This window comes from Acidiphilium sp. 34-64-41 (genome assembly GCF_002282635.1).
In the GTDB taxonomy this organism is placed as follows: Bacteria; Pseudomonadota; Alphaproteobacteria; order Acetobacterales; family Acetobacteraceae; genus Acidiphilium; species Acidiphilium rubrum.
Map to the genome: position 1 here is coordinate 1 of NZ_NCJX01000078.1, position 21,924 is coordinate 21,924.

Consider the following 21,924-nt stretch of genomic DNA (forward strand, 5'->3'; position numbering starts at 1 on the left):
CGATGATCGCAATCAAACGGAATCCATGATCGCGATCCACCGGAATCGATGATCGCGATCAAACGGAATCAGTGATCGCGATCCACCGGAACGCGCACAATTTGCGCGGCGCGCGGCTGCATCAGGTCGATTTCAGCCGCGCGATCGGCCGCAAGAGCGTGGTGACCCGCGCGGTGTTCAATGATTGCAATTTCGATTTCGCGGAGCTCGCCGATGCGCGCCTGCCCGGGTGCGACCTCGCGCGCTGCCGGTTTCGCGAGGCGGATCTGGGCGGGGTCGATTTCACCGATGCCGATTTGAGCGGCGGTGATTTCACCGAGGCGATCACAACGGGGATGGCGCTGGCCGGCGCCGATGTGCGGGGTGGTGATCTTGGCGCGCTCAATCTGCTCGCGCTCGCCAGTTTTGCGCGGCTGAAGATTACGCAGAGCCAGGGGGATGGGTTGTTGCAGGCGCTGCGGATCGACCTGCACCCCGATCCGGCCGGGTAAGATCGGCCGGGCGTGCCGCGGCGTCAGGTGCCGTCGGCCATCAGCCCGTAGCGGTGCATTTTGCGATAGAGCGTGTTGCGGCTGATGCCGAGTGCTGCGGCGGAGGCCGCGATGCGCCAATGGTGTTGTTCCAGCGTCTCGACAATATGGGCGCGTTCGTCCGGCGGTATCGCTGGGATGGCGGCGGGCGGGGTGGGCGGTGGCGCGGCCTGGCTGTGCAGGCGTGGCAAATGGGCGCGTTCGATGATGCCGCCTTCGGCGAAGGCGATGGCGGTGCGCATTGTGTTGCGCAGTTCGCGAAGATTGCCGGGCCAGTCATGGGCCAGCAGATCGCGCCTGGCATCCGGTGCGATGGTGATGTCGCTTGAGGCTTCCTCGCGGCAGATTTGTTCGATCAGGGCGGCGCGGTCGGTGCGGGCGCGCAAGGGTGGCATGGTGAGGGCGACGCCGTTGAGGCGGTAGAACAGATCCATGCGGAAATCGTTGCTGGCGACCAGGGCTTCGAGGTCGCGGTGGGTGGCGCTGATGACGCGGATATCGACGGGGATCGGCGTCGAACTGCCGAGCGGGACGATTTCCTTTTCCTCGAGCAGGCGCAGCAGGCGGGCCTGGATGGAGAGCGGCATGTCGCCGATTTCATCGAGGAACAGGGTGCCGCCGTGGGCGGCGAGCGCCTTGCCGCGCATGCCGCCGGTGCGGGCCCCGGTGAAGGCGCCGGCTTCGTAGCCGAATAATTCGCTCTCGATGAGCTGTTCGGGGATGGCGGCGCAGCTCATCGCGATGAAGGGTTGGGCGTGGCGCTCGCTGGCGCGGTGGATGGCGCGGGCGAAACTGTCCTTGCCGGTGCCGGTTTCGCCGAGCAGGAGGATGTTGATGTCGCGGTTCATCACGCGTTCGGCGCGCCAGACGTTGTCGGCCATCACGGGGTCGGTGCCGGCGAAGCGGGCGAGCGAGGGGAAGGCGGGGCGGTGCGGCTTGGCGATGTTGCGCGCCGCCACGCTGGACTTGCCGTTGCTGGAGTGAGCGGTGCTGCCGGGCAGGCTGGTGCGCGCGCGGGGGCGTGCCTGTTTGGCGGGCCAGATGCTGGCGAAGCCGTGGTGGTCCGCGCCATGCGCGATCGGCCAGATCGCGAAGGGCTCGGCTTCGGCGTGTTCGAACAGACGATCGGTCGTGACGTCGAACAATTCGGCGACGCTGCGGCCGAGCAGGGCCGTGTGGTCGGCTTTGCCGAGCTGGGCGGGCACCGTGCTGTCGACCGCGCGGATGGTGCCGTGCTCGTCGATCGCCAGCAGGCTGTCGTAGGGCAGGCCGACCAGTTCGGGGCGCTCGTGAAAGCGCAGGATCAGGCAGTCGCGATAACTATGGGTGAAGTGCATCTGCTCGATGATGCGGGCCGACATGCTGACCAGGGCGATGGTGGGCACCTGGGCGGCGCGGCTGTCGTCGCAATCGAGGGAGGAGGCGTCGAGCACGCCGAGCAGGGTGCCGTTGGCACCCCAGATGGGCGCGGCCGAGCAGGTCATGCGGCTGTTGCGGGTGAAGTAATGGTCTTCGCGGTGGACCACGCGGGCGCGGCGGTCGTGCAGGCAGGTGCCTGGGCCGTTGACGCCGGCGTGGCGCTCGTTCCACAGAAATCCGGGCACCATGTTGGCGGTGCGGGCACAATCGGTGTTGGCGTTGTCGGTGAAGGCATCGAGAATGGCGCCCGAGGCATCGGCCAGCATCAGCACGTAGCGCGTGGCGGCGGCGGATTGGGTGACCTGGTGGTTGATCTGCCCGAGCAGGCGATGCATTTCAACCCGGCCGACGCGCTCGAACAGGCCGCGCTCCTCGCGCAGGAGTTTCAGGGCGGCGCCACCGATGTGTTCGCCGGGCGGCGGATGATCGGGGTCGAGGTGGTAAAGATCGCGGCAGCGCTGCCAGGCGGCTTCGATATAGGCTTCGCGCGGCACATAGGTTTCGCGCAGATTGGCCGCACCGCGCGGCTCTGGCCGCTGCTCTGGCCGTTGCTCTGGCCGCGCAATCGGGCGCGGCTGAGGGCCGGCGGTTACCAGACCTTCGGGACTCAGCGTGCGGCGATCGAGCGAAGCGGGTCCCGCCGTTGCGGCGTGTGTCATGCTGGACGGTTTCCTCATTTTCGTGCTGGCCAGACATATCACCGCGACCAGATCAGACAAGTGTAGCAGAGTGTCACATCGTTGGCGCGTTTTGTCACGCGGGATTGAAGGATAGGTGACAGAATTGTTATCCGGGGTGGGCGAATAATGGGCGCGCGCCTTGGACTTGGCGGGTCGGGCGGCGGAGTTTCGCTTTGGCATGATCCTTGCTGATGAGAGCACAGCCGGGCAAATCCGGCTCCCAATGAACGACTTGCGGACTTTGCCTGATGGCGCGGCCGCGTAACTGGAGGAAATTAAATGGCAAGACTAGGAGGATCGTCGCTGAGTCGTTCGCTCAGGTTGGCGACGCTCGGTGTTATCGGTGCCGGCGCCTTCGTGCTCGGCGCCCAGGCGCAGACGCCCGCCAGCACCTCGCTGACGTCGATGCAGAAGAACCCCGACAACTGGGTGATGCCGACCGGCACGTACAACAACTGGCGGTACAGCCCGCTGAAACAGATCAACACCAACAACGTCAAGAACATGCAGGTTGCGTGGTCGATGTCGACCGGGACCGATCGTGGCCTGGAAGGCCAGCCGATCGTGATCGGCAACATGATGTATTACGAGACGTCGTATCCGAACTACGTCTATGCGATCGATCTTAATCATCCGGACCAGATCGCCTGGAAATTCGAGCCGCCGCATGATTCCAACGCGCCACCGGTCGCCTGCTGCGACGTGGTGAACCGCGGCCCGGCGTTCAGCGACGGTATGGTTTATGCCGATGCGCTCGACGGCGTACTCTACGCGCTCGATGCCAAGACCGGCAAGGTCGTGTGGCAGGCCAAGAACGCGCATCCGCAGGATGGGCAGACGATGACCGGCGCACCGATGGTGGTGGGCAAGAACGTGATCGTCGGCGTTGCCGGCGGTGAATACGGCGTGCGTGGCTATCTGACGGCGTATGACGCGAAAACCGGCAAGCAGGTCTGGCGCGCCTACAGCGAAGGTCCGAACAAGGACATGCTGATGAGCGCCACGCACACGATCAACGGCGCAACTGGTAAGCCGATCGGGGCGCACTCCAGCATCAAGACCTGGCAGGGCGATCAGTGGAAAGTCGGCGGCGGCACCACCTGGGGCTGGTTTTCGTACGATCCGAAGCTGAACCTCATGTATTACGGGACCGGCAACCCGGGCACGTGGAACCCGAGCCAACGCCCCGGCAAGAACCGCTGGTCGATGACCATCATGGCGCGCAACCCGGAAACCGGTGAGGCCAAATGGGTCTATCAGATGACCCCGCACGACGGCTGGGACTATGACGGCGTCAACGAAATGGTGCTCGCCAATGTCGATGATCACGGCAAGACCGTGCCGGCGCTGGTGCATTTCGATCGTAACGGCTTCTCGTATGTGATGAACCGCGAAACCGGCGCGCCGATCGCGATTCACAAATACGACCCGTCGGTGAACTGGGCGACCGGGATCGACCCCAAGACCAATGAGCCGATCGTCGATCCGGCCAAGATGACCAGCGACGGCAAGGATGTGAAAGACATCTGCCCGGCTTCGCAGGGCGATAAGGACGAACAGCCGGTTTCCTATGATCCGCAGACCAAGCTGTTCTACGCGCCGCTGAACCATTTGTGCATGAGCTATCAGGCGTTCAACGTGAAGTACAAATCGGGCTTCCCGTTTGTCGGCGCGATCGTGAACATGATCCCTGGCCCGGGCGGCTATAGGGGCCGGTTCATCGCCTACAACCCGGTGACCGGCAAGACCGTTTGGCAGAAGCACGACATGTTCCAGGATTGGGGCGGTGCGATGACCACGGGCGGCGGGCTTGCGTTCTATGGCACGCTGAAGGGCATGTTCCGCGCGGTCGACGTCAAGACGGGCAAGATCCTGTATCAGTTCAAGACCCCGTCGGGCATCATCGGCAACCCGATCACCTACATGCATGATGGCAAGCAATATGTTGCGATCCTGAGTGGCGTGGGTGGCTGGGCCGCGATCGGCATGGCCGACAATCTGCACAAATCGAGTGCGGGTCTTGGCGCGGTCGGTCTGAACGCGACGCTGACCGACTATACGAACCTTGGCGGTACGTTGATGGTGTTTGCGCTGCCCTCGAAAGTGGCCAGTGCCGACTGATCACGTCTGACGATCCAGCCCGGGTCTCCCCTGCCCGGGCTGGTTTTTTTTCTATCTTGCCGTGCCTTGGTTTGCCTGCTTTGAGCGGTTTGGCGCGCGATCCGCCTGAACTGCGCGCGTATGTGATTGGAGTGAAACACCATGAAAAATTCGGCCTTTCGTTGGGCGATGCTGGCTGGAATGGCGGGTGCGATTGCGATCGCGCCGCATGCCGCCGCCGCCAATGCCGAGCCCGCCGCCAACAGCCATGTGCTGCGGGTCTGCGCCGATCCGGATTACCTGCCCTATTCGAACCGTGCCGGACAGGGGTTCGAGAACAAGGTGGCCGAACTGGTCGCCAAGGCGATGGGGCGCAAGCTCGAATACACCTGGGCGAGCTATCGCGGTCATGGCGGCTACTCGAATTTCCTGGCCGAGAATCTCGACGCACGGAAATGCGATGTCGTGATGAACCTGCCGTATGGCGATCATGAAGATGGTTACACCAAGCCGTATTATCGGTCGTCCTACGTGTTCATCACGCGCAAGGACAAGCATCTGCACATCCGCTCGATGAACTCGGTCTCGCTGAAGATGGTCAAGATCGGCTTTGAGGAGGATACGACGCCGGAAACCGCGATCAAGCTGCTCGACCTGATCGGCAATGCGGTGCCGTTTCACATCGCCAGCAATCCCACGGCCTCGCCCAAGGAGTTGTTGCAGGCGGTGCAGGACGGCAAGGTCGGCGTGATGATCACGTGGGAACCGGCGATCGGCGATTTCCTGAAGGACTACCCGGATCTGCAGGTGGCGCGTGTACCATCCGAGGAATACGGGCCGGGCCTGCCGACGGTGAACTACACCTATGGCATGTCGATGGGCGTGCGAAAGCACGATACGGCGCTGAAGGATGCGCTCGACAAGGTGATTGCCGCGCACAAGACCGAAATTACCGCGACGCTTGCGAAATACGACGTCAAGCTGATGGCGAACCCGCGGCACGTCAATTTTCCGAATCAGTAACTGAAACTTCTGGATGAGAGCAGGACGCATGAAGATTAGATCGATCCCCACCATCATCGGCGCCGGTGTGCTCGGCGTGGCTGCTGTGGCCCTGGTCACGATGGCCAGCTACGCGGCGGATACCTCGGGCACCACCACGGCGACCTCGATGCCAAAGGGCGAAACGCTCGCCAAGGGCAGCGATTGCTTTTCGTGCCACGCGATCAATCAGAAAATCGTGGGGCCGGCCTTTAATTGGGGCAACGTGCCGATGCCGGCGCACCCGCAGTTGAGTGCGGCGGATACCAAGGAGATCGTTTCCTGGATCCTGACGTTGAAAAAACCCGGCACCACCGCCGCCAGCGGCGCGGCGTCGGGGCAGAAATTCACCTACACGGTGAAGGGCAAGACGGTCACCACCAGTTTCCCGATCTTTCAGAAGGGGACAGACAAGGTGACGCCGATGGTGTTCCGCGGCTATGAGCTGTTCAATTCCTACTGCTTCCGCTGCCACGGCGCGGATGCGGATGGCGGTTCGTACGCGCCGAACCTGCGCAATTCACTCAACAACGGCATGACCGAGAGCAAGTTCCTGGGCATCGCGATGACCGGGGTCAAAGCCAAGGGCATGCCGAGCTGGGCGGGATTTTTCACACCGCACCAGATCAAGGCGATCTATCAGTACACGGATGCCCGCGCGGTTGCGGTGGTCAGCCAGGGTACACCGAAGCACTGAGGTCGCGCCGACGATCCACGTCACGACAATTTTCGTAACACAACCGGGAGAATACCAATCATGGCTATCGCTCTTCATCCCTCGATCGATCACGGGGTCAAACCAGGCGCGTCCGGCTTTTCGGGCGGCACGCTGCATTGCCATTGCGCCAGCCATAAGGTGGCGGTGAAAATCGATGCGCAGACGGCCCACAACCACGCCTGCGGCTGCTCGAAGTGCTGGAAGCCGGCCGGCGCGAAATTTGCCGTGATCGCCGTCGTCTCGCGTGACGCGGTGCATGTGACGGAAAACGGTGGCAAGCTGCACATCGTTGATCACAACGCGACCATCCAGCGCCATGCCTGCCGCGAGTGCGGCGTGCACATGTTCGGCCGGATCGAGAACAAGGCGCACCCGTTCTACGGGCTCGACTTCGTGCACACCGAACTGTCCGACGAGGCAGGCTGGTCGGCGCCGGAATTCGCGGCCTTCGTGTCTTCGGTGATCGAGCAGGGCACGCCGCCGGCCGAAATGGCGGGCATCCGCGCGCGGCTGAAGGAACTCGGCCTTGAGCCGTATGATTGCTTGTCGCCGCCGTTGATGGACGCTATCGCGACCAGTGTGGCGAAAGCTTCGGGCGCTCTCGCAGCTTAAACAAGGGGACTGAAGACAATGGACGTTCGCGCCGCGATTGCGTGGAAAGCAGGCAAGACGCTCGACCTCGGGACCGTCAAACTCGAAGGTCCGAAGGCGGGCGAGGTATTGGTGGAAATCAAGGCCACCGGCATCTGCCATACCGATGAATACACGCTGTCCGGCGCGGACCCCGAGGGTCTGTTTCCGGCGATTCTTGGCCACGAGGGGGCCGGCATCGTCGTCGATATCGGCCCCGGCGTGACCACGCTGAAAAAGGGCGATCACGTCATTCCGCTCTACACGCCGGAGTGCCGGCAATGTAAATCGTGCCTGTCGCGCAAGACCAATTTGTGCACCGCGATCCGCGCGACCCAGGGCAAGGGCGTGATGCCGGACGGCACCAGCCGCTTCTCCTGCGAGGGGGAGCCGGTGATGCATTATATGGGCTGCTCGACCTTCGCGAATTTCACCGTGCTGCCGGAGATCGCGCTGGCGAAGGTGCGCGAGGACGCGCCGTTCGACAAGATCTGCTACATCGGCTGCGGTGTCACCACCGGCATCGGTGCGGTGATCAACACCGCCAAGGTGCAGCCGGGTGACAATGTGGTGATTTTCGGCCTCGGCGGCATCGGGCTGAACGTGATCCAGGGCGCGCGGATTGCAGGCGCCGACAAGATCATCGGCGTCGATCTGAACAACGGCCGCAAGGCGATGGCGGAGAAATTCGGGCTGACCCATTTCGTCAACCCCTCCGAAATCGGCGAGGATCTGGTGCCGTATCTGGTCAATCTGACCGATGGCGGGGCCGATTTTTCCTTCGAGTGCATCGGCAATGTGAAGGTGATGCGCCAGGCGCTGGAATGCTGCCATCGTGGTTGGGGCACTTCGATCATTGTTGGTGTGGCCGGCGCGGGGCAGGAGATTTCGACGCGGCCGTTCCAGCTGGTGACCGGGCGCAACTGGCGCGGCACCGCGTTCGGCGGCGCGCGCGGGCGGACCGATGTACCGAAGATCGTCGATTGGTACATGGACGGCAAGATCAACATCGATGATCTGATCACCCATGTGCTGCCGTTCGAACAGATCAACGAGGGGTTCGAGCTGATGCGCAAGGGCGAGAGCATTCGCAGCGTCGTCGTTTACTGATGTCGGCGCGGCTGATGCGTGGCGCCGTCTCGCTGGTGGCGGGTACGGCGCTCGCCTCGGTCGCGGTTTCGGCTTGGGCGCAGACCGCGCCGCCGGTGATCATTCCCTCGCCGGGGACGATCGCGATCAAGCGGATCGTGGTGAGTGCGACGCGCACGCGTCAGTCGAGTTTCGACGTGCCGGTCTCGATCTATGCGGTGACCGGCCAGCAGGTCAGCACCGCGAACGAGCAGGAGAACCTGTCCGAAAGCCTCGATCGGGTGCCCGGCATCGATGTACAGAACCAGCAGAATTACGCGACCGGCGTGCGCATCACTTCGCGCGGGTTCGGCGCGCAGACCGCGTTCGGCACCCGTAACGTCAAAATCCTGATCGATGGCGTGCCGGCGACGCAACCGGATGGCACCGGTGATTCCGAGGTGATCGATCTCGGCGACGTGTCGCGGATCGAGGTGCTGAGCGGGCCGTTTTCGGTGTTGTACGGCAATGCCGCGGGCGGCGTGATCCAGGTGTTCAGCAAGGACGGGCCGGCGGTGCCGACCGTGAGCGGCGGTATTCTGGCTTCCAGCTACGGTAGTTGGCGGGCCAGCGCGTCCTATGGCGGGACGCAGAAATTCGGCACCGATGGTTCGTTCAACTACATGATGAACGCATCCGATTTCTATTCCGGCGGGTATCGCGATCATAGTGCGGCGCGGCGCCAGCAGTTTTACGGCAAGTATCGGGTGCAGGTGGATGCCGACACTAGTTACACCTTGCTGGTCGATGCGCTGAACGAGCCGCGCTCGCTCGACCCCGGCGGGCTAACGGCGGCGCAATATCATGCCGATCCGCAGGCGGCCGGCAATAACGTCGTGAAATTTGATAGCCGCAAATCGCTGCGGCATTTCCAGTTCGGCTTCATCATGCGCCACCGGATCGATGCCGATAACAGCATCCGCCTGCTGGTGTACGATGTGAACCACGACGTGTTGCAATATCTGCCGTTCACCGGCAGTTTCGCGGCATCTGGCGGCGGCGTTGTGGACCTGGCGCGCAAATCGGGCGGCGTCGGCGCGCGGTTCACCCATAAGGACCAGATCGCGGGCGTGCCGATCACCGCGGTCGCGGGGGTCGATTTCGGGTATGAGGATCAGCATCGCAAAGGCTATGTGAATAATTACGGCACGGTCGGTGCGTTGCGGCGCAATGAGCAGGATATTGCGCGCAACATCGCCGAATATGCGCAGATCAACGCGAATTTGACACCGAAAATCATTTTCGACGCCGGTTTGCGGCATAGCCAGGATTATTTCAGCGTGCAGGATCTGTACGTGACGCCGAAACTGACCAACGATACCGGTTCGGTCAGCTATTCGCACACCAGCCTGGTGGCGGGCGTGACCTATCATTTGACATCGACGACCAATTTGTTCGCTGATTATGGCGAAGGGTTCGAGACGCCGACGCTCGACCAGCTCGCCTATCTGCCGAACGGCGAGGCGGGATTCAACGCCGCCCTGGTGCCGACCACCAGCGAGAATTACGAGGCGGGCATCAAATCCCTGCTCGGGTCGCGCACCTATCTGCAGATCGCGGCGTTCCACACCCATACCAACAATCAGATCGTGGTATCGTCCTCGAACAACGGCCGCACCGCCTATGCCAACGAAGGGCAGACCGGGCGCAACGGCGTTGATGCCAGTATCGACAGTTTTCTGCCGCACCACATCGAATTATACGGCTCCTACACGCTGCTGAAGGCGTTTTTCGAGCATAGCGCGATCGCCGGCAAGGCGCTGCCCGGCGTGCCGCAGCAGCGGATTTTCACCGAGGCGAGTTGGCACGATCCGGCGAGCGGCTTCTATACCTCGGTCGATGGCCGGTGGCAGAGCCGGATGTATGTCGATAATAAAAACTCGGCCTATGCCGCCGGCTATTTCACCGCGGGCATTGCCGGCGGGTTTCGCCAGACGATTGGCAAATTCGGGTTCGATGAATTCGCGCGGGTCGATAATCTGTTCAACCGGACCTATGTCGGCGCGGTCGTCGTGGCTGCAAATAATGGGCAGTATTACGAGCCTTCGCCGGGGCGGAATTTTGTTTTGGGGGCTACGGCGAAGTATAGGTTTTAGAAGGGTTCTTTTTTGTAAAAAAGAACCAAAAAACTTTTACTTGTCGGGTCTGAGGCATCGGCGCCGCCAACGCCCCAGACCCAGAGTCAAAAAATTTTTTGCTTCTTTTTTATAAAAAAGAAGTCTTCCTTAAAACACCTTCCCAGGCCCCATGCGCGCGTCTGGATCCAGCGCCAGCTTGATCCGCCGCATCACCCCGCGCTCCGTCTCATCGCGCCACTGCCCGAACGCTGCGCGTTTGACCAGGCCGACGCCGTGTTCGGCCGAGAAACTGCCGCCGAGGTCGGCGACGATGGCGTTGACATCCGCCATCAGCGCCTCGGGATCGGCGGTGGTGATGACGTTGAGGTGGATATTGCCGTCGCCGATATGGCCGAACGCGGCCATGCGTGCGTCGGGGTAGGTTTTGGCGAGCATGGTTGCCGCGCGGTCGAGCAGCGCGGGCACTGATGCGACCGGCACCGAGACGTCGTTCTTGATCGAGGCGCCTTCGCGTTTCTGGGATTCCGAGACGTGTTCGCGCAGCGCCCAGAAGGCGAGGCGCTGGGCTTCGGACAGGGCGATGGCGGCATCCTCGATGAGGCCGGCTTCGAGTGCATCGCCCAGCACCGCCTCGATCGTGGTGCGCAGGGCCGCGTTGCGCCGGGTGGTCGCGAGTTCGATCAGCGCGTAATGCGCGGCCGGTTGGCCGAGCGGCAAACGGCCATCCGGCATGTGGCGCAAATTGATCTCCATCGCGGTGCCCGAGATGTATTCGAAGGCGTAGAGCGCGGCATCGTCTTCATCGCGGAAGCGGGCGAACAGGTCGAGCACGGCGGCGACGCTGGCGAGACCGACCAGGCAGGTGGCGCGTTCGCGCGGCGCGGGCGATAGTTTGAGCACGGCGGCGGTGATGATGCCGAGCGTGCCTTCCGATCCGGCGAACAACTGGCGCAGGGCGTAGCCGGTGTTGTCCTTGCGCAGGGCGCGCAGCCCGTGCCAGATCGCGCCGTCCGGCAGCACGACTTCGAGGCCGAGAACCAGGTCGCGCGCGTTGCCGAAGCGCAGCGTGTTGTTGCCGCCCGCGTTGGTCGCGATGACGCCGCCGATCTGCGCGCTGCCTTCGGAACTGATCGACAGCGGCAGCAGCGCGCCCGCCGCCTCGGCCGCCAACTGTGCGGCGCGCAGGGCATCCGGCGCGCTGGGAATGCCGCCGGCAACCATCGAGGTGTTGCCGCCCTGCGGCACGATGGCGACGCCTGCGGCCGCGCACAGCGCCACGGCGGCGGCGACGCCCGCGGTATCGGCGGGGCGGAGCACGGCGCGCGGGGTGTTGCGGTACAGGCCGCGCCAATCCGCGCCATACGGGGCGATGTCGTGCGGTTCGGTCAGCACGGCGGCGGGCCCCAGGGCGGCGGTGAGGCGCGAGATCAGAGCATCCATGATCGTGATATATCCGCTGGATCGGCGTGTCGGAAGAGTCGCGGATTTCAAATTGCGGAACCGGCTTCCGAATTGACAACGGGGCGGGCGGGCTTACCCTGATCCGCATGACCATGCCCATTACCGATCTGCCCACCAGCATCGCCAAGGCGTTCGCGCTGCTGCGCTGCGTGAGTGTGAGCGAACCGCCGGCCAGTTTTTCGACCCTGCTGGAGCAGACCGGCCTGCCTAAAGCAACGCTGCACCGCCTGTTGCAGGAACTGGTCACCGCCGGGTTGATCCGCACCGCGCCGGACCGGACCTACCGGCCGGCACTCGGTCTGCTCGAACTCGCCTACCGGGCGTGGGAATCGATCGATCTGAAGGCGGTGGCATCGCGCCACGTCGATACGCTGTGGCGCAGCACCGATGAAACCGTGCATCTCGCGGTGCGGGATGGGCACGAGATCATCTATATCGACAAGCGCGAGAGCCCGAAGACACTGCGGCTGTTTTCCTCGGTCGGGCGGCGCGGACCGCTGCACTGCACCGGCGTGGGCAAGGCGATTCTGGCGCATCTGCCGCAGGCCGAACGCGACGAGATCATCAATGCGATCACATTGACGGGGCATACGCCGCACACCATTACCTCGCGCCATCTGCTGCGCGCCGCGTTCAACGATATTCGCGCAGCAGGGCTCGCGTTCGACCGGGAGGAGCACGAGGTCGGCATCATCTGCGTCGCGGCGCCGATTTTCGATCGTACCGGTCGTCCGGTCGCCAGCCTGAGCGTGACCGCACCGGCGATGCGGATGGACGACGCCCGGCTGGCAACCCTGGCACCGGAGGTGAAAATGGCCGCGGAACGGATTTCGGCGGATGTTGTGGCATCGAACTGCGTGATCTGAAAGAACGTGTGAAAGAGCGAGGAAGTACTTCTTTTTTGTAAAAAAGAATCAAAAAACTTTTTGACTCTGGGGTATGAGTGGTTTTATTGTTACGGATTCGACTTATAGAGTGTTCTGATTGATCATTTATGGACGTGGAAGTTATATGAGGGCGTTATGCTCTTTTTGACTGGTCTTGAAGCCTCTTTCTCTCTGGACCACGCCCTCTTGCATCACACTCGCGTTATGGTAGCGTTACCAATGAAACGAGATGCCGCCAGATGAGGCGTCAACTCGTAGGCTGCGTCTCAAAATAAGGAAACGGACCCAATGGAAAAAACCAGAACTCATCGGCGCAAGCGCGCGATCATGGCGGGCATTGCCGGAGCGGCACTCGCGATCGGGCTCGGCGGGCTCGCCTATGCCGGCGCCATGGCCAACACCACGACGCCGACGCTGAAGGATTACGCCTCGACCCAGGGCGATCACTCGAACTGGATCCTGCCGGCCAAGAACTACAACAACGATCGCTATGTCGATCTGAGCGACATCACACCCGCGAACGTGGCTCAACTCAAGCCGGCGTGGACCTTCAAGATCGACGACAACGGCCCGATCGAAGCGGCGCCGATCATCTGGCACGGCACGGCGTATATCAGCTCCGCGCATGATCATGTGTACGCAATCGACGTGAAGACCGGCAAGCTGAAATGGCAGTATTCGGACAACCCCCACGTCATCGCGTTTGCCGCCAACCGAGGCATCGCGCTGCTCGATGGCAAGGTCTATATCGCGACACTCGATGGCAAGCTCGTGGCGCTCGATGCCAATACCGGCAAGGTCGTGTTCAGCAAGCTGCTGGTCAAGGACCCGGCCAACTCGTTCTACACCATGGCGCCGCTGCCCTATAAGGACCCCAAGACCGGCAAGGCGATGCTGATCCTGGGCGTCTCGAACGGCGACTGGGGCGGCATTGGCAATGTTGCGGCCTATAACCCCACCAATGGCAACGAGCTGTGGCAATGGAATGCGGTTCCCGGCCCGGGCGAGAAGGGTCATTCGACCTGGAGCGGCGACAGCTGGAAGCGCGGCGGCGGCGCGGTCTGGACCATGATGGCGATCGATCCGAAAACCGACATGCTCTACGCCAATGCCGGCAACCCGCAGCCGGATTTCAACGGCCCGGCCCGCAAAGGCAGCAATCTGTACAGCGACTCGCTGGTGGCGCTGAACATTTCCGGCGCCAAGCCGAAACTGGTCTGGTATCACCAGTTCATTCCGCACGACACGCATGACTGGGATCCGGTGATGCCGCCGGTGCTGTTCAACGGCAAGGTCGACGGCAAGATGATGCCGCTGGTGGCCGATGGCGACAAGGCCGGTAATTTCTGGCTGCTGAACTCCAAGACCGGCGCGCTGGTCAATCATTTGCAGGTCAGCATGCAGTATCACCAGAAACTTGCACCATCACTCAAAGGCAACGTCGCTTGCCCGAACACCAATGGTGGCGTCGAATACAATGGCGGTACCTACGATCCCAAGACCAACATGATCTATTTGCCCAGCAGCAATGAGTGCGGCTTCTGGAAATCGACCAAATCGGTGGTCTACATCGCAGGGCAGTTCTACCTCGGCGGTGCGTTCCCGACCTTCGTGGGTCAGAACACCGGACAGCTCAATGCAATCGACGTGAGCAACGGCGTGTTCGCCTGGCGCAAGCCGGAAAAACTGCCGATGGCCGGTGGCGCGCTCTCGACCTCGACCGGGCTGGTGTTCACCGGCATGGAAAACGGCGATTTCGCCGCGTTCGATGCCACCTCGGCCAAGAAACTGTGGAGCTATGATACCGGTTCGCCGATCATCGCCCCGCCGGTCGCCTTCACCGATGGCGGCACCGAGTATGTCGCGGTCGCGTCCGGCCCGGCCGGCAACCAGCAGCTGCCGACCATGCCGAAAGACAATAAGGGCACCATGCTGACCATGTTCGCTCTGCCGAAATGAGGCTGGCCAACCGGATCGGATTGATCCTGGGCGCGGGGGTGGCATTTGCCACCCCCGTTGCTTTCGCCTCCGCAGCGTCGCCTTCGGAACATGCCCGCGCCGCCGCTGCATTGGCCGATATCAAATTTGCCATCACCACCATCATGGCGGCGGAAAACGGCACGACCAGCGGCCCGGCCAATTACGTCCAGGCCGCGCAGAGTGCCATCAACGCCCTGGTTGGCAGCAAGGACCCCGCGTTCGACCCGCACGTGCCGAACCCCGGTGACGCCACCGGCTCGATGGGCCAGGTCAACGCCCTGCTCGACCAGACCGCGACACCGCCTTATGTGCCTGCGCTGCACGGCGTGCAGATCAACGAACTCGCCGCCGTCGCCTATCTGCAGGAAGCGGTGAAGGCGCGCGGCCTCAACGCGTTTCAGACCGCATCGTCCAGCGCGCTCGAAAACCTCGAAGTCGCGGAGGGCCGCACCAGCCAGTACGACGTGCTCGGCGGCATGCTGGGCGCGATTGCGAACACCACGCTCGCGGTGCCGGATGGCGCCCCGACCGCGAACGGCTGCGCCGCACCCAAGGCGGTCGGTTACGGTATTCACCACGGCTGGCTGGTCTGGCACGCCGTGAAACCAGGTGCCTTGTCGATTCCGGCGACAGGCACCGCATCCGTCAAGAAGGAAAATGGTATGCTGGTTCTCTATACTGCAGCTGCACCGATGGTGCAGCACCACTGCGCCACTCATGCGGCGGCGGCGGCCGTGGTCAGGCCGGTCGCTTACACCCCGCCGGTCAAGCGCCCGACCCTGCTGATCGAAGCCGCCGCCCATACCGCGGCGAGCGCTGCCCTCTACACCGCCGCCCAAGCCGCCAGCGGCAAGGCGGTATTCGCTACCAATTGCGCGAGTTGCCATGGTGCGAACCTGCAAGGCGTGGCAGCACCGGCGATTGCTGGCACCGAGTTTCTGAAGACCGCGACGAGCAATAAATATACCGTTTCGATTCTCAACACGATCGTCACGCAGAACATGCCGCTCAACAATCCGGGGTCGTTGAAGCCGGCGGAATACGCCAGCGTCATGGCCTATCTGCTGGCGTCCAACTGCTACCCGGCGGGCAAGACGCCGTTTCCGACCAGCCCCGGCGCCAATTTCGGCACGGCCATCGTCGGCGTCCAGGCCCACCCGGCCGGCACGCCCAACAAGCTGGGCGTGTGCCCCGTCAACTGATCATTTGCCAATTCCGGATGGCGCCCGGTATTCTGGCGCATCGCCACGATACGGGAGCCACCGGATGAAGCGTTTGCTGATCTGTCTTGTTGCACTGCCGCTCACCGCCTGGGCCGGGCAGGAAGATTTCATCGCCCCTAGCGCGTTTCCGCCCCTGTCCGACGGTGTGACGGCGGCGGTTAATAAAACCGAGGCAACGCTGCTGAAACAGGCCGGGGTCGCGCGCGTCGGGTTTTATCAATTCACCATCGATGACAAAGGCAAGCTCGCCAAAATCGGCGTTGCACGCTCATCGGGCGATGCGACCGACGATGATGAAGCGATCGCCGCGATCGAGGCAACCCCGTTCGACGCGGCACCCGCCGGCAAACAGACCTATCACCTCATCCCGATCCGCTTCACCGCGCAGGAAACGATCTATATCCCGCCGGCGGGCAGCAAATGATGCCGCCCGCCGGGCAGTGCTGCATCACACGATGCCGGCGCGCCTCGTGTAGTCGCCAAATCCCTCGCCCGGCAGACGATCCTTGGCGAATTGCGTGAACAGCGGCGACAACGCGGCAATGATTTCAGCCTCGTCGGCGTTTTCGCGGTAGATCGTGTTCAAGCGCGATCCGTCCGCAGCGCCGCCCAGCAGCAGATTGTATCGGCCAGGATTGCGCCCGACCAAGCCGATCTCGGCGATATAGGGCCGGGCGCAGCCGTTCGGGCAGCCGGTCATGCGCACGGTAATCCGCTGATCGGACAGGTGGTTTTCGGTCAGGAGCCCATCGATCGCGGTGATCAGATGCGGCAGATACCGCTCGCTCTCGGCCAAAGCGAGGCCGCAGGTCGGCAGCGCGACGCAGGCCATCGCGCCCTCGCGCAGCACCGACACATGCTGCACCACGCCATGCTCGGCCAGAATCCGCTCGATCGCGGTCCGGTCGGCATCGCTCGCGCGCGCGATGATGATGTTCTGGTTGGCGGTCATGATGATCGCGCCACGATCGATGAAATCGGGCATCGAATTGATCGAGACCAGGGCCGATTTCAGCCGCCACGCCCCGACATCCGCGATCCGCCCGTTCTCGATGAACAGCGTCAGATGATGCAGCCCCTCATGATCGGTCAGCCAGCCAAGCGCATCGCCGTTGCCGGTGAATTCGAACGGCCGCGCCGGCGCCAGCGGGGTGGCCAGCCGGGCGTTTACCTCGCGCTTGAACCAGTCCAGCCCGTGCGTGTCGATCGTGTATTTCAGCCGCGCGTGCTTGCGGTTGGTGCGGTCGCCGTAATCGCGCTGCACCGTGACCACCGCCTCGGCCACCGGAATCAGATCCGCCGCCGCGCAATAGCCGATCACATCACCCACCCGCGGATAGGTCGCGGCGTCGCCGTGCGACGCGCCCATGCCGCCACCCGCCACCACATTGTAGCCGACGATGGTCTCGCCCTCGACGATCGCGATGAACGACAGATCATGCGCGAACACATCGACATCGTTCGACGGCGGCACCGCCACGGTCATCTTGAACTTGCGGGGTAGATAGGTCGGCCCATAAATCGGCTCGGCCTCCGGCTCGCCGCCCAGCACCCGCTCGTCACCAATGAAAATCTCGCGCCACGCCCCCGTGCGCGGCAGGAAATGCGCCGATAACTGCCGCGCCGCCTCCACCGCCTCGCCATGCGCGCGCGACAAATACGGGTTCGCCGCCGCCATCACGTTGCGATTAACGTCGCCGCACGCCGCAATCGTATCGAGCAAAGCCGCATCCATCGCGCGCATCGCCTCGCGCACGTTGCTCTTGATCACGCCATGAAATTGAATCGTCTGCCGCGTGGTAAGCCGCACCGTAGCATTGCCGCGCTCGGTCGCCAGCCGGTCCATCGCCAGATACTGCCGTGGCGTCAGGACGCCGCCGGGAACGCGCAAACGCGCCATGAACATATACGCCAGATCCAGCTTCCGCTTGGCACGCTCCGGCCGCAAATCACGGTCGTCCTGCACATACACGCCATGGAACTTGATGAGCTGGCCATCGTCCTCGCCCAACCCGCCGAACGCCTGCACATCCAGCTCATCCGCTAGAGTGCCACGTAGAAAATCACTCCGCGCCTTGATCGTTTCATTGCGCGCTAAATCAGCCATCGTGCGTCCTTTCGCGATATGTGTCGGAAGGGTGGGGCTTTGCCCCACGCCCCACCAGGGGCTCCGCCCCTGGACCCCGCTGGGGCCTTAGGCCCCAGACCCCGCTAGTTTCAGATGAGAGGGGGCATCAATTCCGTTGCCTTTCAAAGGGCGTCGCAAGCCCCCTCTCATCTGAAACTAATGAGGTCCAGGAACTAAGTTCCTGGCGGGGGTCCAGGGGGCAGAGCCCCCTGGTCGGGGTCCGGGGCGAAGCCCCGCCTTGCCGGCTCATGCCGCGACCGGCCGTGTGAGGAAGATGCCGCATTCGATTTTACCGGTACCGCTCCAGCGTCCGGCGCGGGGTGGTTCGCCGGGCTGGATGCGGCGGGTGCAGGTGTGGCAGCCGATCGAGGCGAAGCCATCGGCCTGGAGCGGGTGGTGGGGCAGGTTGCGGCTGGTGAAGTAGGTTTCGATATCGGTCTGGGTCCAGGCGCGCAGCGGGTTGACGATGATGCGGCCATCGGGGCCGGTTTCGGTGGCTTGCAGGGTGGCGCGGCTGTCGGACTGGGTGTGTTTGCGCCCGCTGATCCAGGCTTCGAACGGCAGCAGCGCGTCGTCGAGCGGCATGGTTTTGCGCAGGGTGCAGCATAAATCGGGGTCGCGGGCGAACAGGGTGCCGTTGGGGTCGAAGCTGGCGAGGTGGGCGGGGTCGGGGCGGATGGTCCGCACGTCCGACAGGCGCAGCCTGGTGATCAGGGCGTTGCGATAGGCGATGGTATCGGGGAAGAGTTTGCCGGTATCGAGAAAGATGACCGGCAGGGTGCGGTCGATCCGCGCGATCAGGTCGAGCAGGGCGGCGGATTCGGTGCCAAAGGATGAGACCAGGGCGATCCGGCCGGGGTGGGCCGCGATGCTGGTGCGCAGCAGATCGAGCGCTTCGGCTTCCGGTTTTGTCAGGGTTTCAAGCATCAGTAGACGTCCTTTTTATAGCGGCCGGCGGCGATCAGCGCATCGAGTTCGTGCTGGCCGCGATCGGCGTCGTCCTTGCCGAGAATGCGGACGAGGGTGGTATCGACATCGCGGGCCATCGCCTTGGCGTCGCCGCAGAGGTAGAGCGTGGCCCCTTGGTCGAGCTGGGCGCGCAGGTCGTGGAGCTGGTTCCAGAGCACGTGCTGGACGTAGCGTTTTTCGGGCTGGTCGCGCGAAAAGGCGAGGTCGAGCCGGCCGAGCACGCCGGATTTCAGCCAATCCTGGATGTCGAGCTGGTAGAGGAAATCGTGCAGGAAGTGGCGGTGGCCGAAGATGAGCCAGGATTTGCCGGCGATGCCGAGGGCTTCGCGCTCCTGCAGGAAGGCGCGGTAGGGCGCGATGCCGGTGCCGGCGCCGATCATCACGATCGGCGTTTCGTTGGTTTCGGGCAGGCGGAAATGCGGGTTGGCCTTGACGTGGACATTGACGCTGCCGCCGGTTTTGCGGCGTTCCGCGATCATGCCGGAGGCGACGCCGAGCCGGGCGCGGCCTTCGCTTTCATAGGCGACCTTGGCGATCGCGAGATGGGCGGCCTCGCCGACCAGGCGTTGTGATGAGGCGATCGAGTAATAGCGCGGCGGCAGTTTGCGCAGCAGGGTGGTGAGTTGCGCGGTGGTCAGGGTGTGGGGGTAGGATTCGAACAGGTCGATCGGCTGGCGGCCGGCGATGAAGCGGCCGCGCGCCTCGGCATCGGCGGCGAGTGTCGCGAGGTTCGCATCGCCGGTGAGGGCGGCGTAATCCTGGATCAATTTGCCGCTGAGCGTGGTGATGTCGCGTTCGCGGGTGAGCGCGCTGTGGGCGGCGCTGTCATCGAACAGGCCGGTGGCGCGCAGCACCGCGCCGACCAGGGCAGGGTCGTTCTCGGGCGCGATGCCCAGCGTGTCGCCGGGTTGGTAGGCGATGCCCGAACCGGTCAGGTCGAGTTCGAGATGCAGCGTCTCCGAGGATGAGCGCGACGAGGTAATGGCGTGCAGGGCGGCGATTTCGGCGGCGAAGGGGGCGTTCTTGCCGACTGGTTCGGCTTCGGCGCGGTGAAAATCGACATGGATGACCGAGCCGGCATCGGCGGCCGGGGTCAGTTTTTCGAGCAGGGACGCGATGAAGCCGGCGGCCGGGGTTTCGTAATCGAGGTCGCAATCGAGCCGTTCGGCGATGCGGACGCCGCCGAGCGCTTCGAACCGTGCGTCGATCTGTTTGCCGGTTTCGCAGAACTGCGCGTAGGAGGAATCGCCGAGGGCGAGCACCGCGAAATTCACGCCATCGAGCGTCGGTGCGCCATCGGCCATCAGGGCGCGCATGAAGGGGGCGGCGCGTTGCGGCGGCTCGCCTTCGCCCCAGGTGGAGGCGATGACCAGCAGGTTGACGGTGTCTTTCAGCGTGGCGAGGTCGGCGTCCGCCATGTCGAGCAGGCGGGGGGCGAAGCCGCGCTTCTGGGCATCGCGCTTGGCGGCACCGGCGAGGGCTTCGGCGTTGCCGGATTCGGTGCCGTACAGGATGGTGAGTTTGGTTTTGACCGCCGGCGCCGCCGCGAGGGGGGCGGCTTCGGTGCCGGCGGCATCGATGCCCGCCAGAAACCCGGTCAGCCACGCGCGCTGCACGGCGGAGGCACGGCCGATCACCTGATCGAGCGCGATGATTTCATCGGGTGCGAAGGGCGCGGTGCGGGGCAGTTTGGCGGTTTTTGTCATGATATCAGCCTTGAGGTTGCGGGGCGGCGAAATCGCACACCCGGTCGCACAGCCATTTCCGGTCCGCGGCGATTGCGGCGATGCGTTTGGCGGCTTCGGGCATCGAGATGCCCTCACGCTGCCAGCCGGCGCGCAGGGTGCCGATTTCCGCGACGCGATCGGCCCATTCCGCGCCGTAGCGCAGTTCCAAATTGCGCCGGATCATGCCGGCCAGGCCGGGGGCGCGGCCGTTGGTGGAAATCGTCAGCAGCAGATCGCCGCGCCGCACTTCGGCGACCGAGTGAAAATCGCACAAGGGCGGGACGTCTTCGACATTGACGAGCAGCCGCTGCGCCCGGGCGGCGGCGGCGAGCGGTTCGGCGCGGTCGCGCGGTAGATCGACGATCCACAGCACGTGCAGCGCTGCCAGATCATCGGGGCCGGGCAGCGCGCGGCGTAGTTGATCGCCCGCTTCGGTCACCGCTTCGTCATCGGGGGCATCGGAAAACAGCAGCGCATCGGCAGCGCCGGCGGCGCGCAGAGCGCGAAACCGGCGCAGCGCCAAGGCGCCGTTGCCGGCGACCGCAAGACGCGCAAAACGAGGATCGAGCGCAATCGGGATCATCATATCTCCTGGGGTGAATATAGCGGTCTCCCACTTGTGGTGAAACGGCATTCTCTGTCCAGCGCAAAATACTCTAGAAATAAGATTGATTTTCTGTCCTGGCGGTCGCACAGAGAAGTCACTCATCCTGACGGGAGATTCCACGCTATGCCAGCGCTGCCTGAATCGCTGCCGCCCAGCGCCCTGCCGGCGCTCGACAAGATCGATCGCGCGATTTTGCGGTTGATCGCGCGCGACTGCACCATGCAACTCGCCACCATCGCGAGCCTGGTCGGCCTGTCGGCGACGCCGTGCTGGAAGCGCATCAAGCGGATGGAGGAGGCTGGGGTGATCACCGGCCGGGTTGCGATGCTGTCACCCGAACGGCTCGGCTATCCGGTTTCGGTGTTCGCCTCGATCGAAACGGCCGACCATTCGGAAGCCTGGATCGCGCGCTTTGCCGAACTCGTCACCACCATGCCGGAGATCGTCGGCGCCTGGCGGATGAGCGGCGATGTCGATTACCTGCTGCACATCATGGTGGCCGATATTCCGGCCTATGACGCGTTCTATCGCCGCCTCATCGCGGCGATTCCGCTGCGCAATGTATCGTCGCGGTTTGCGATGGAGCGGATGAAATCAAGCCCGCCGCCGATTTGAGCG

The 21,924-nt window shown here is 63.6% G+C and carries 18 protein-coding genes; 12 read left to right on the plus strand and 6 right to left on the minus strand.

What is annotated here, in order from left to right:
• Positions 1 to 71: 71 nt before the first annotated feature.
• Positions 72 to 491, plus strand: a complete 420-nt coding sequence (locus B7X49_RS14145) for a pentapeptide repeat-containing protein (protein ID WP_286703720.1) — start codon at positions 72 to 74, stop codon at positions 489 to 491.
• 23 nt (positions 492 to 514) lie between these two features.
• Here B7X49_RS14145 and B7X49_RS14150 read toward each other — a convergent pair whose 3' ends face one another.
• The gene (locus B7X49_RS14150) at positions 515 to 2,608 is read right to left on the minus strand and encodes a sigma-54-dependent Fis family transcriptional regulator (RefSeq protein ID WP_286703719.1); all 2,094 of its coding nucleotides are present in this window, start codon (positions 2,606 to 2,608) and stop codon (positions 515 to 517) included.
• 300 nt (positions 2,609 to 2,908) lie between these two features.
• On the opposite strand from B7X49_RS14150, the gene B7X49_RS14155 reads away from it, so the two are divergent.
• The 6 genes from B7X49_RS14155 to B7X49_RS14180 all read left to right on the plus strand — a co-directional run bounded on the left by B7X49_RS14155 (position 2,909) and on the right by B7X49_RS14180 (position 10,342).
• Positions 2,909 to 4,750: a methanol/ethanol family PQQ-dependent dehydrogenase gene (locus B7X49_RS14155; protein ID WP_286839865.1), complete on the plus strand. Its 1,842-nt coding sequence runs from the start codon at positions 2,909 to 2,911 to the stop codon at positions 4,748 to 4,750.
• 141 nt (positions 4,751 to 4,891) lie between these two features.
• Positions 4,892 to 5,752, plus strand: a complete 861-nt coding sequence (locus tag B7X49_RS14160) for a transporter substrate-binding domain-containing protein (RefSeq protein ID WP_286703716.1) — start codon at positions 4,892 to 4,894, stop codon at positions 5,750 to 5,752.
• 28 nt (positions 5,753 to 5,780) lie between these two features.
• Positions 5,781 to 6,467: a c-type cytochrome gene (locus B7X49_RS14165; RefSeq protein ID WP_286839867.1), complete on the plus strand. Its 687-nt coding sequence runs from the start codon at positions 5,781 to 5,783 to the stop codon at positions 6,465 to 6,467.
• Positions 6,468 to 6,527: 60 nt separating this feature from the next.
• The gene (gene gfa / locus B7X49_RS14170) at positions 6,528 to 7,100 is read left to right on the plus strand and encodes an S-(hydroxymethyl)glutathione synthase (RefSeq protein WP_286703714.1); all 573 of its coding nucleotides are present in this window, start codon (positions 6,528 to 6,530) and stop codon (positions 7,098 to 7,100) included.
• An 18-nt stretch (positions 7,101 to 7,118) separates the two neighbouring features.
• Complete coding sequence (locus tag B7X49_RS14175; protein WP_029313147.1) at positions 7,119 to 8,228, plus strand: S-(hydroxymethyl)glutathione dehydrogenase/class III alcohol dehydrogenase; 1,110 nt, start codon at positions 7,119 to 7,121, stop codon at positions 8,226 to 8,228.
• A 14-nt stretch (positions 8,229 to 8,242) separates the two neighbouring features.
• Complete coding sequence (locus tag B7X49_RS14180) at positions 8,243 to 10,342, plus strand: TonB-dependent receptor (RefSeq protein ID WP_286839870.1); 2,100 nt, start codon at positions 8,243 to 8,245, stop codon at positions 10,340 to 10,342.
• Positions 10,343 to 10,471: 129 nt separating this feature from the next.
• On the opposite strand, the gene B7X49_RS14185 is transcribed toward B7X49_RS14180, so the two are convergent.
• Entirely contained in the window at positions 10,472 to 11,764 is a 1,293-nt protein-coding gene (locus tag B7X49_RS14185; protein WP_286839873.1) for an FAD-binding oxidoreductase, read from the minus strand.
• Between the two features lie 107 nt (positions 11,765 to 11,871).
• On the opposite strand from B7X49_RS14185, the gene B7X49_RS14190 reads away from it, so the two are divergent.
• The 4 genes from B7X49_RS14190 to B7X49_RS14205 all read left to right on the plus strand — a co-directional run bounded on the left by B7X49_RS14190 (position 11,872) and on the right by B7X49_RS14205 (position 16,299).
• Positions 11,872 to 12,651: an IclR family transcriptional regulator gene (locus B7X49_RS14190; protein WP_286703711.1), complete on the plus strand. Its 780-nt coding sequence runs from the start codon at positions 11,872 to 11,874 to the stop codon at positions 12,649 to 12,651.
• A gap of 309 nt (positions 12,652 to 12,960) precedes the next feature.
• Complete coding sequence (locus tag B7X49_RS14195; protein ID WP_286703710.1) at positions 12,961 to 14,631, plus strand: PQQ-binding-like beta-propeller repeat protein; 1,671 nt, start codon at positions 12,961 to 12,963, stop codon at positions 14,629 to 14,631.
• Positions 14,628 to 15,854 carry a cytochrome c gene (locus tag B7X49_RS14200; RefSeq protein ID WP_286703709.1) on the plus strand — a complete coding sequence of 409 codons (1,227 nt, stop codon included), beginning with the start codon at positions 14,628 to 14,630 and terminating at the stop codon, positions 15,852 to 15,854. The genes B7X49_RS14195 and B7X49_RS14200 overlap by 4 nt, the downstream gene beginning before the upstream one ends.
• Positions 15,855 to 15,918: 64 nt before the next feature.
• On the plus strand, positions 15,919 to 16,299 hold the full coding sequence (locus B7X49_RS14205) for an energy transducer TonB (RefSeq protein WP_286703708.1): 381 nt from the start codon (positions 15,919 to 15,921) through the stop codon (positions 16,297 to 16,299).
• Positions 16,300 to 16,323: 24 nt separating this feature from the next.
• Here the strand turns inward: B7X49_RS14205 and B7X49_RS14210 are convergent, their stop codons facing one another.
• The 4 genes from B7X49_RS14210 to B7X49_RS14225 form a co-directional block, all read right to left on the minus strand.
• Positions 16,324 to 17,982: an NADPH-dependent assimilatory sulfite reductase hemoprotein subunit gene (locus B7X49_RS14210; protein ID WP_286703707.1), complete on the minus strand. Its 1,659-nt coding sequence runs from the start codon at positions 17,980 to 17,982 to the stop codon at positions 16,324 to 16,326.
• Positions 17,983 to 18,249: 267 nt separating this feature from the next.
• Positions 18,250 to 18,930, minus strand: a complete 681-nt coding sequence (locus tag B7X49_RS14215) for a phosphoadenylyl-sulfate reductase (protein ID WP_286703706.1) — start codon at positions 18,928 to 18,930, stop codon at positions 18,250 to 18,252.
• The gene (locus B7X49_RS14220) at positions 18,930 to 20,678 is read right to left on the minus strand and encodes a sulfite reductase flavoprotein subunit alpha (RefSeq protein ID WP_286703705.1); all 1,749 of its coding nucleotides are present in this window, start codon (positions 20,676 to 20,678) and stop codon (positions 18,930 to 18,932) included. The genes B7X49_RS14215 and B7X49_RS14220 overlap by 1 nt, the downstream gene beginning before the upstream one ends.
• 4 nt (positions 20,679 to 20,682) lie before the next feature.
• On the minus strand, positions 20,683 to 21,282 hold the full coding sequence (locus B7X49_RS14225; RefSeq protein WP_286703704.1) for a bifunctional precorrin-2 dehydrogenase/sirohydrochlorin ferrochelatase: 600 nt from the start codon (positions 21,280 to 21,282) through the stop codon (positions 20,683 to 20,685).
• A gap of 147 nt (positions 21,283 to 21,429) precedes the next feature.
• On the opposite strand from B7X49_RS14225, the gene B7X49_RS14230 reads away from it, so the two are divergent.
• The gene (locus tag B7X49_RS14230) at positions 21,430 to 21,921 is read left to right on the plus strand and encodes an Lrp/AsnC family transcriptional regulator (RefSeq protein WP_029313136.1); all 492 of its coding nucleotides are present in this window, start codon (positions 21,430 to 21,432) and stop codon (positions 21,919 to 21,921) included.
• Positions 21,922 to 21,924 lie beyond the last annotated feature (3 nt).

What these genes read in the sequence shown, in the direction of transcription:
- B7X49_RS14185 (WP_286839873.1), bottom strand. Translation starts at nt 11,764, where the DNA reads ATGGATGCTCTGATCTCGCGCCTCACCGCCGCCCTGGGGCCCGCCGCC.
- B7X49_RS14155 (WP_286839865.1), top strand. Translation starts at nt 2,909, where the DNA reads ATGGCAAGACTAGGAGGATCGTCGCTGAGTCGTTCGCTCAGGTTGGCG.
- B7X49_RS14190 (WP_286703711.1), top strand. Translation starts at nt 11,872, where the DNA reads ATGACCATGCCCATTACCGATCTGCCCACCAGCATCGCCAAGGCGTTC.
- B7X49_RS14220 (WP_286703705.1), bottom strand. Translation starts at nt 20,678, where the DNA reads ATGACAAAAACCGCCAAACTGCCCCGCACCGCGCCCTTCGCACCCGAT.
- B7X49_RS14230 (WP_029313136.1), top strand. Translation starts at nt 21,430, where the DNA reads ATGCCAGCGCTGCCTGAATCGCTGCCGCCCAGCGCCCTGCCGGCGCTC.
- B7X49_RS14160 (WP_286703716.1), top strand. Translation starts at nt 4,892, where the DNA reads ATGAAAAATTCGGCCTTTCGTTGGGCGATGCTGGCTGGAATGGCGGGT.
- B7X49_RS14165 (WP_286839867.1), top strand. Translation starts at nt 5,781, where the DNA reads ATGAAGATTAGATCGATCCCCACCATCATCGGCGCCGGTGTGCTCGGC.
- B7X49_RS14225 (WP_286703704.1), bottom strand. Translation starts at nt 21,282, where the DNA reads ATGATCCCGATTGCGCTCGATCCTCGTTTTGCGCGTCTTGCGGTCGCC.
- gfa (WP_286703714.1), top strand. Translation starts at nt 6,528, where the DNA reads ATGGCTATCGCTCTTCATCCCTCGATCGATCACGGGGTCAAACCAGGC.
- B7X49_RS14200 (WP_286703709.1), top strand. Translation starts at nt 14,628, where the DNA reads ATGAGGCTGGCCAACCGGATCGGATTGATCCTGGGCGCGGGGGTGGCA.
- B7X49_RS14210 (WP_286703707.1), bottom strand. Translation starts at nt 17,982, where the DNA reads ATGGCTGATTTAGCGCGCAATGAAACGATCAAGGCGCGGAGTGATTTT.
- B7X49_RS14205 (WP_286703708.1), top strand. Translation starts at nt 15,919, where the DNA reads ATGAAGCGTTTGCTGATCTGTCTTGTTGCACTGCCGCTCACCGCCTGG.
- B7X49_RS14215 (WP_286703706.1), bottom strand. Translation starts at nt 18,930, where the DNA reads ATGCTTGAAACCCTGACAAAACCGGAAGCCGAAGCGCTCGATCTGCTG.
- B7X49_RS14180 (WP_286839870.1), top strand. Translation starts at nt 8,243, where the DNA reads ATGCGTGGCGCCGTCTCGCTGGTGGCGGGTACGGCGCTCGCCTCGGTC.
- B7X49_RS14175 (WP_029313147.1), top strand. Translation starts at nt 7,119, where the DNA reads ATGGACGTTCGCGCCGCGATTGCGTGGAAAGCAGGCAAGACGCTCGAC.
- B7X49_RS14195 (WP_286703710.1), top strand. Translation starts at nt 12,961, where the DNA reads ATGGAAAAAACCAGAACTCATCGGCGCAAGCGCGCGATCATGGCGGGC.
- B7X49_RS14150 (WP_286703719.1), bottom strand. Translation starts at nt 2,608, where the DNA reads ATGACACACGCCGCAACGGCGGGACCCGCTTCGCTCGATCGCCGCACG.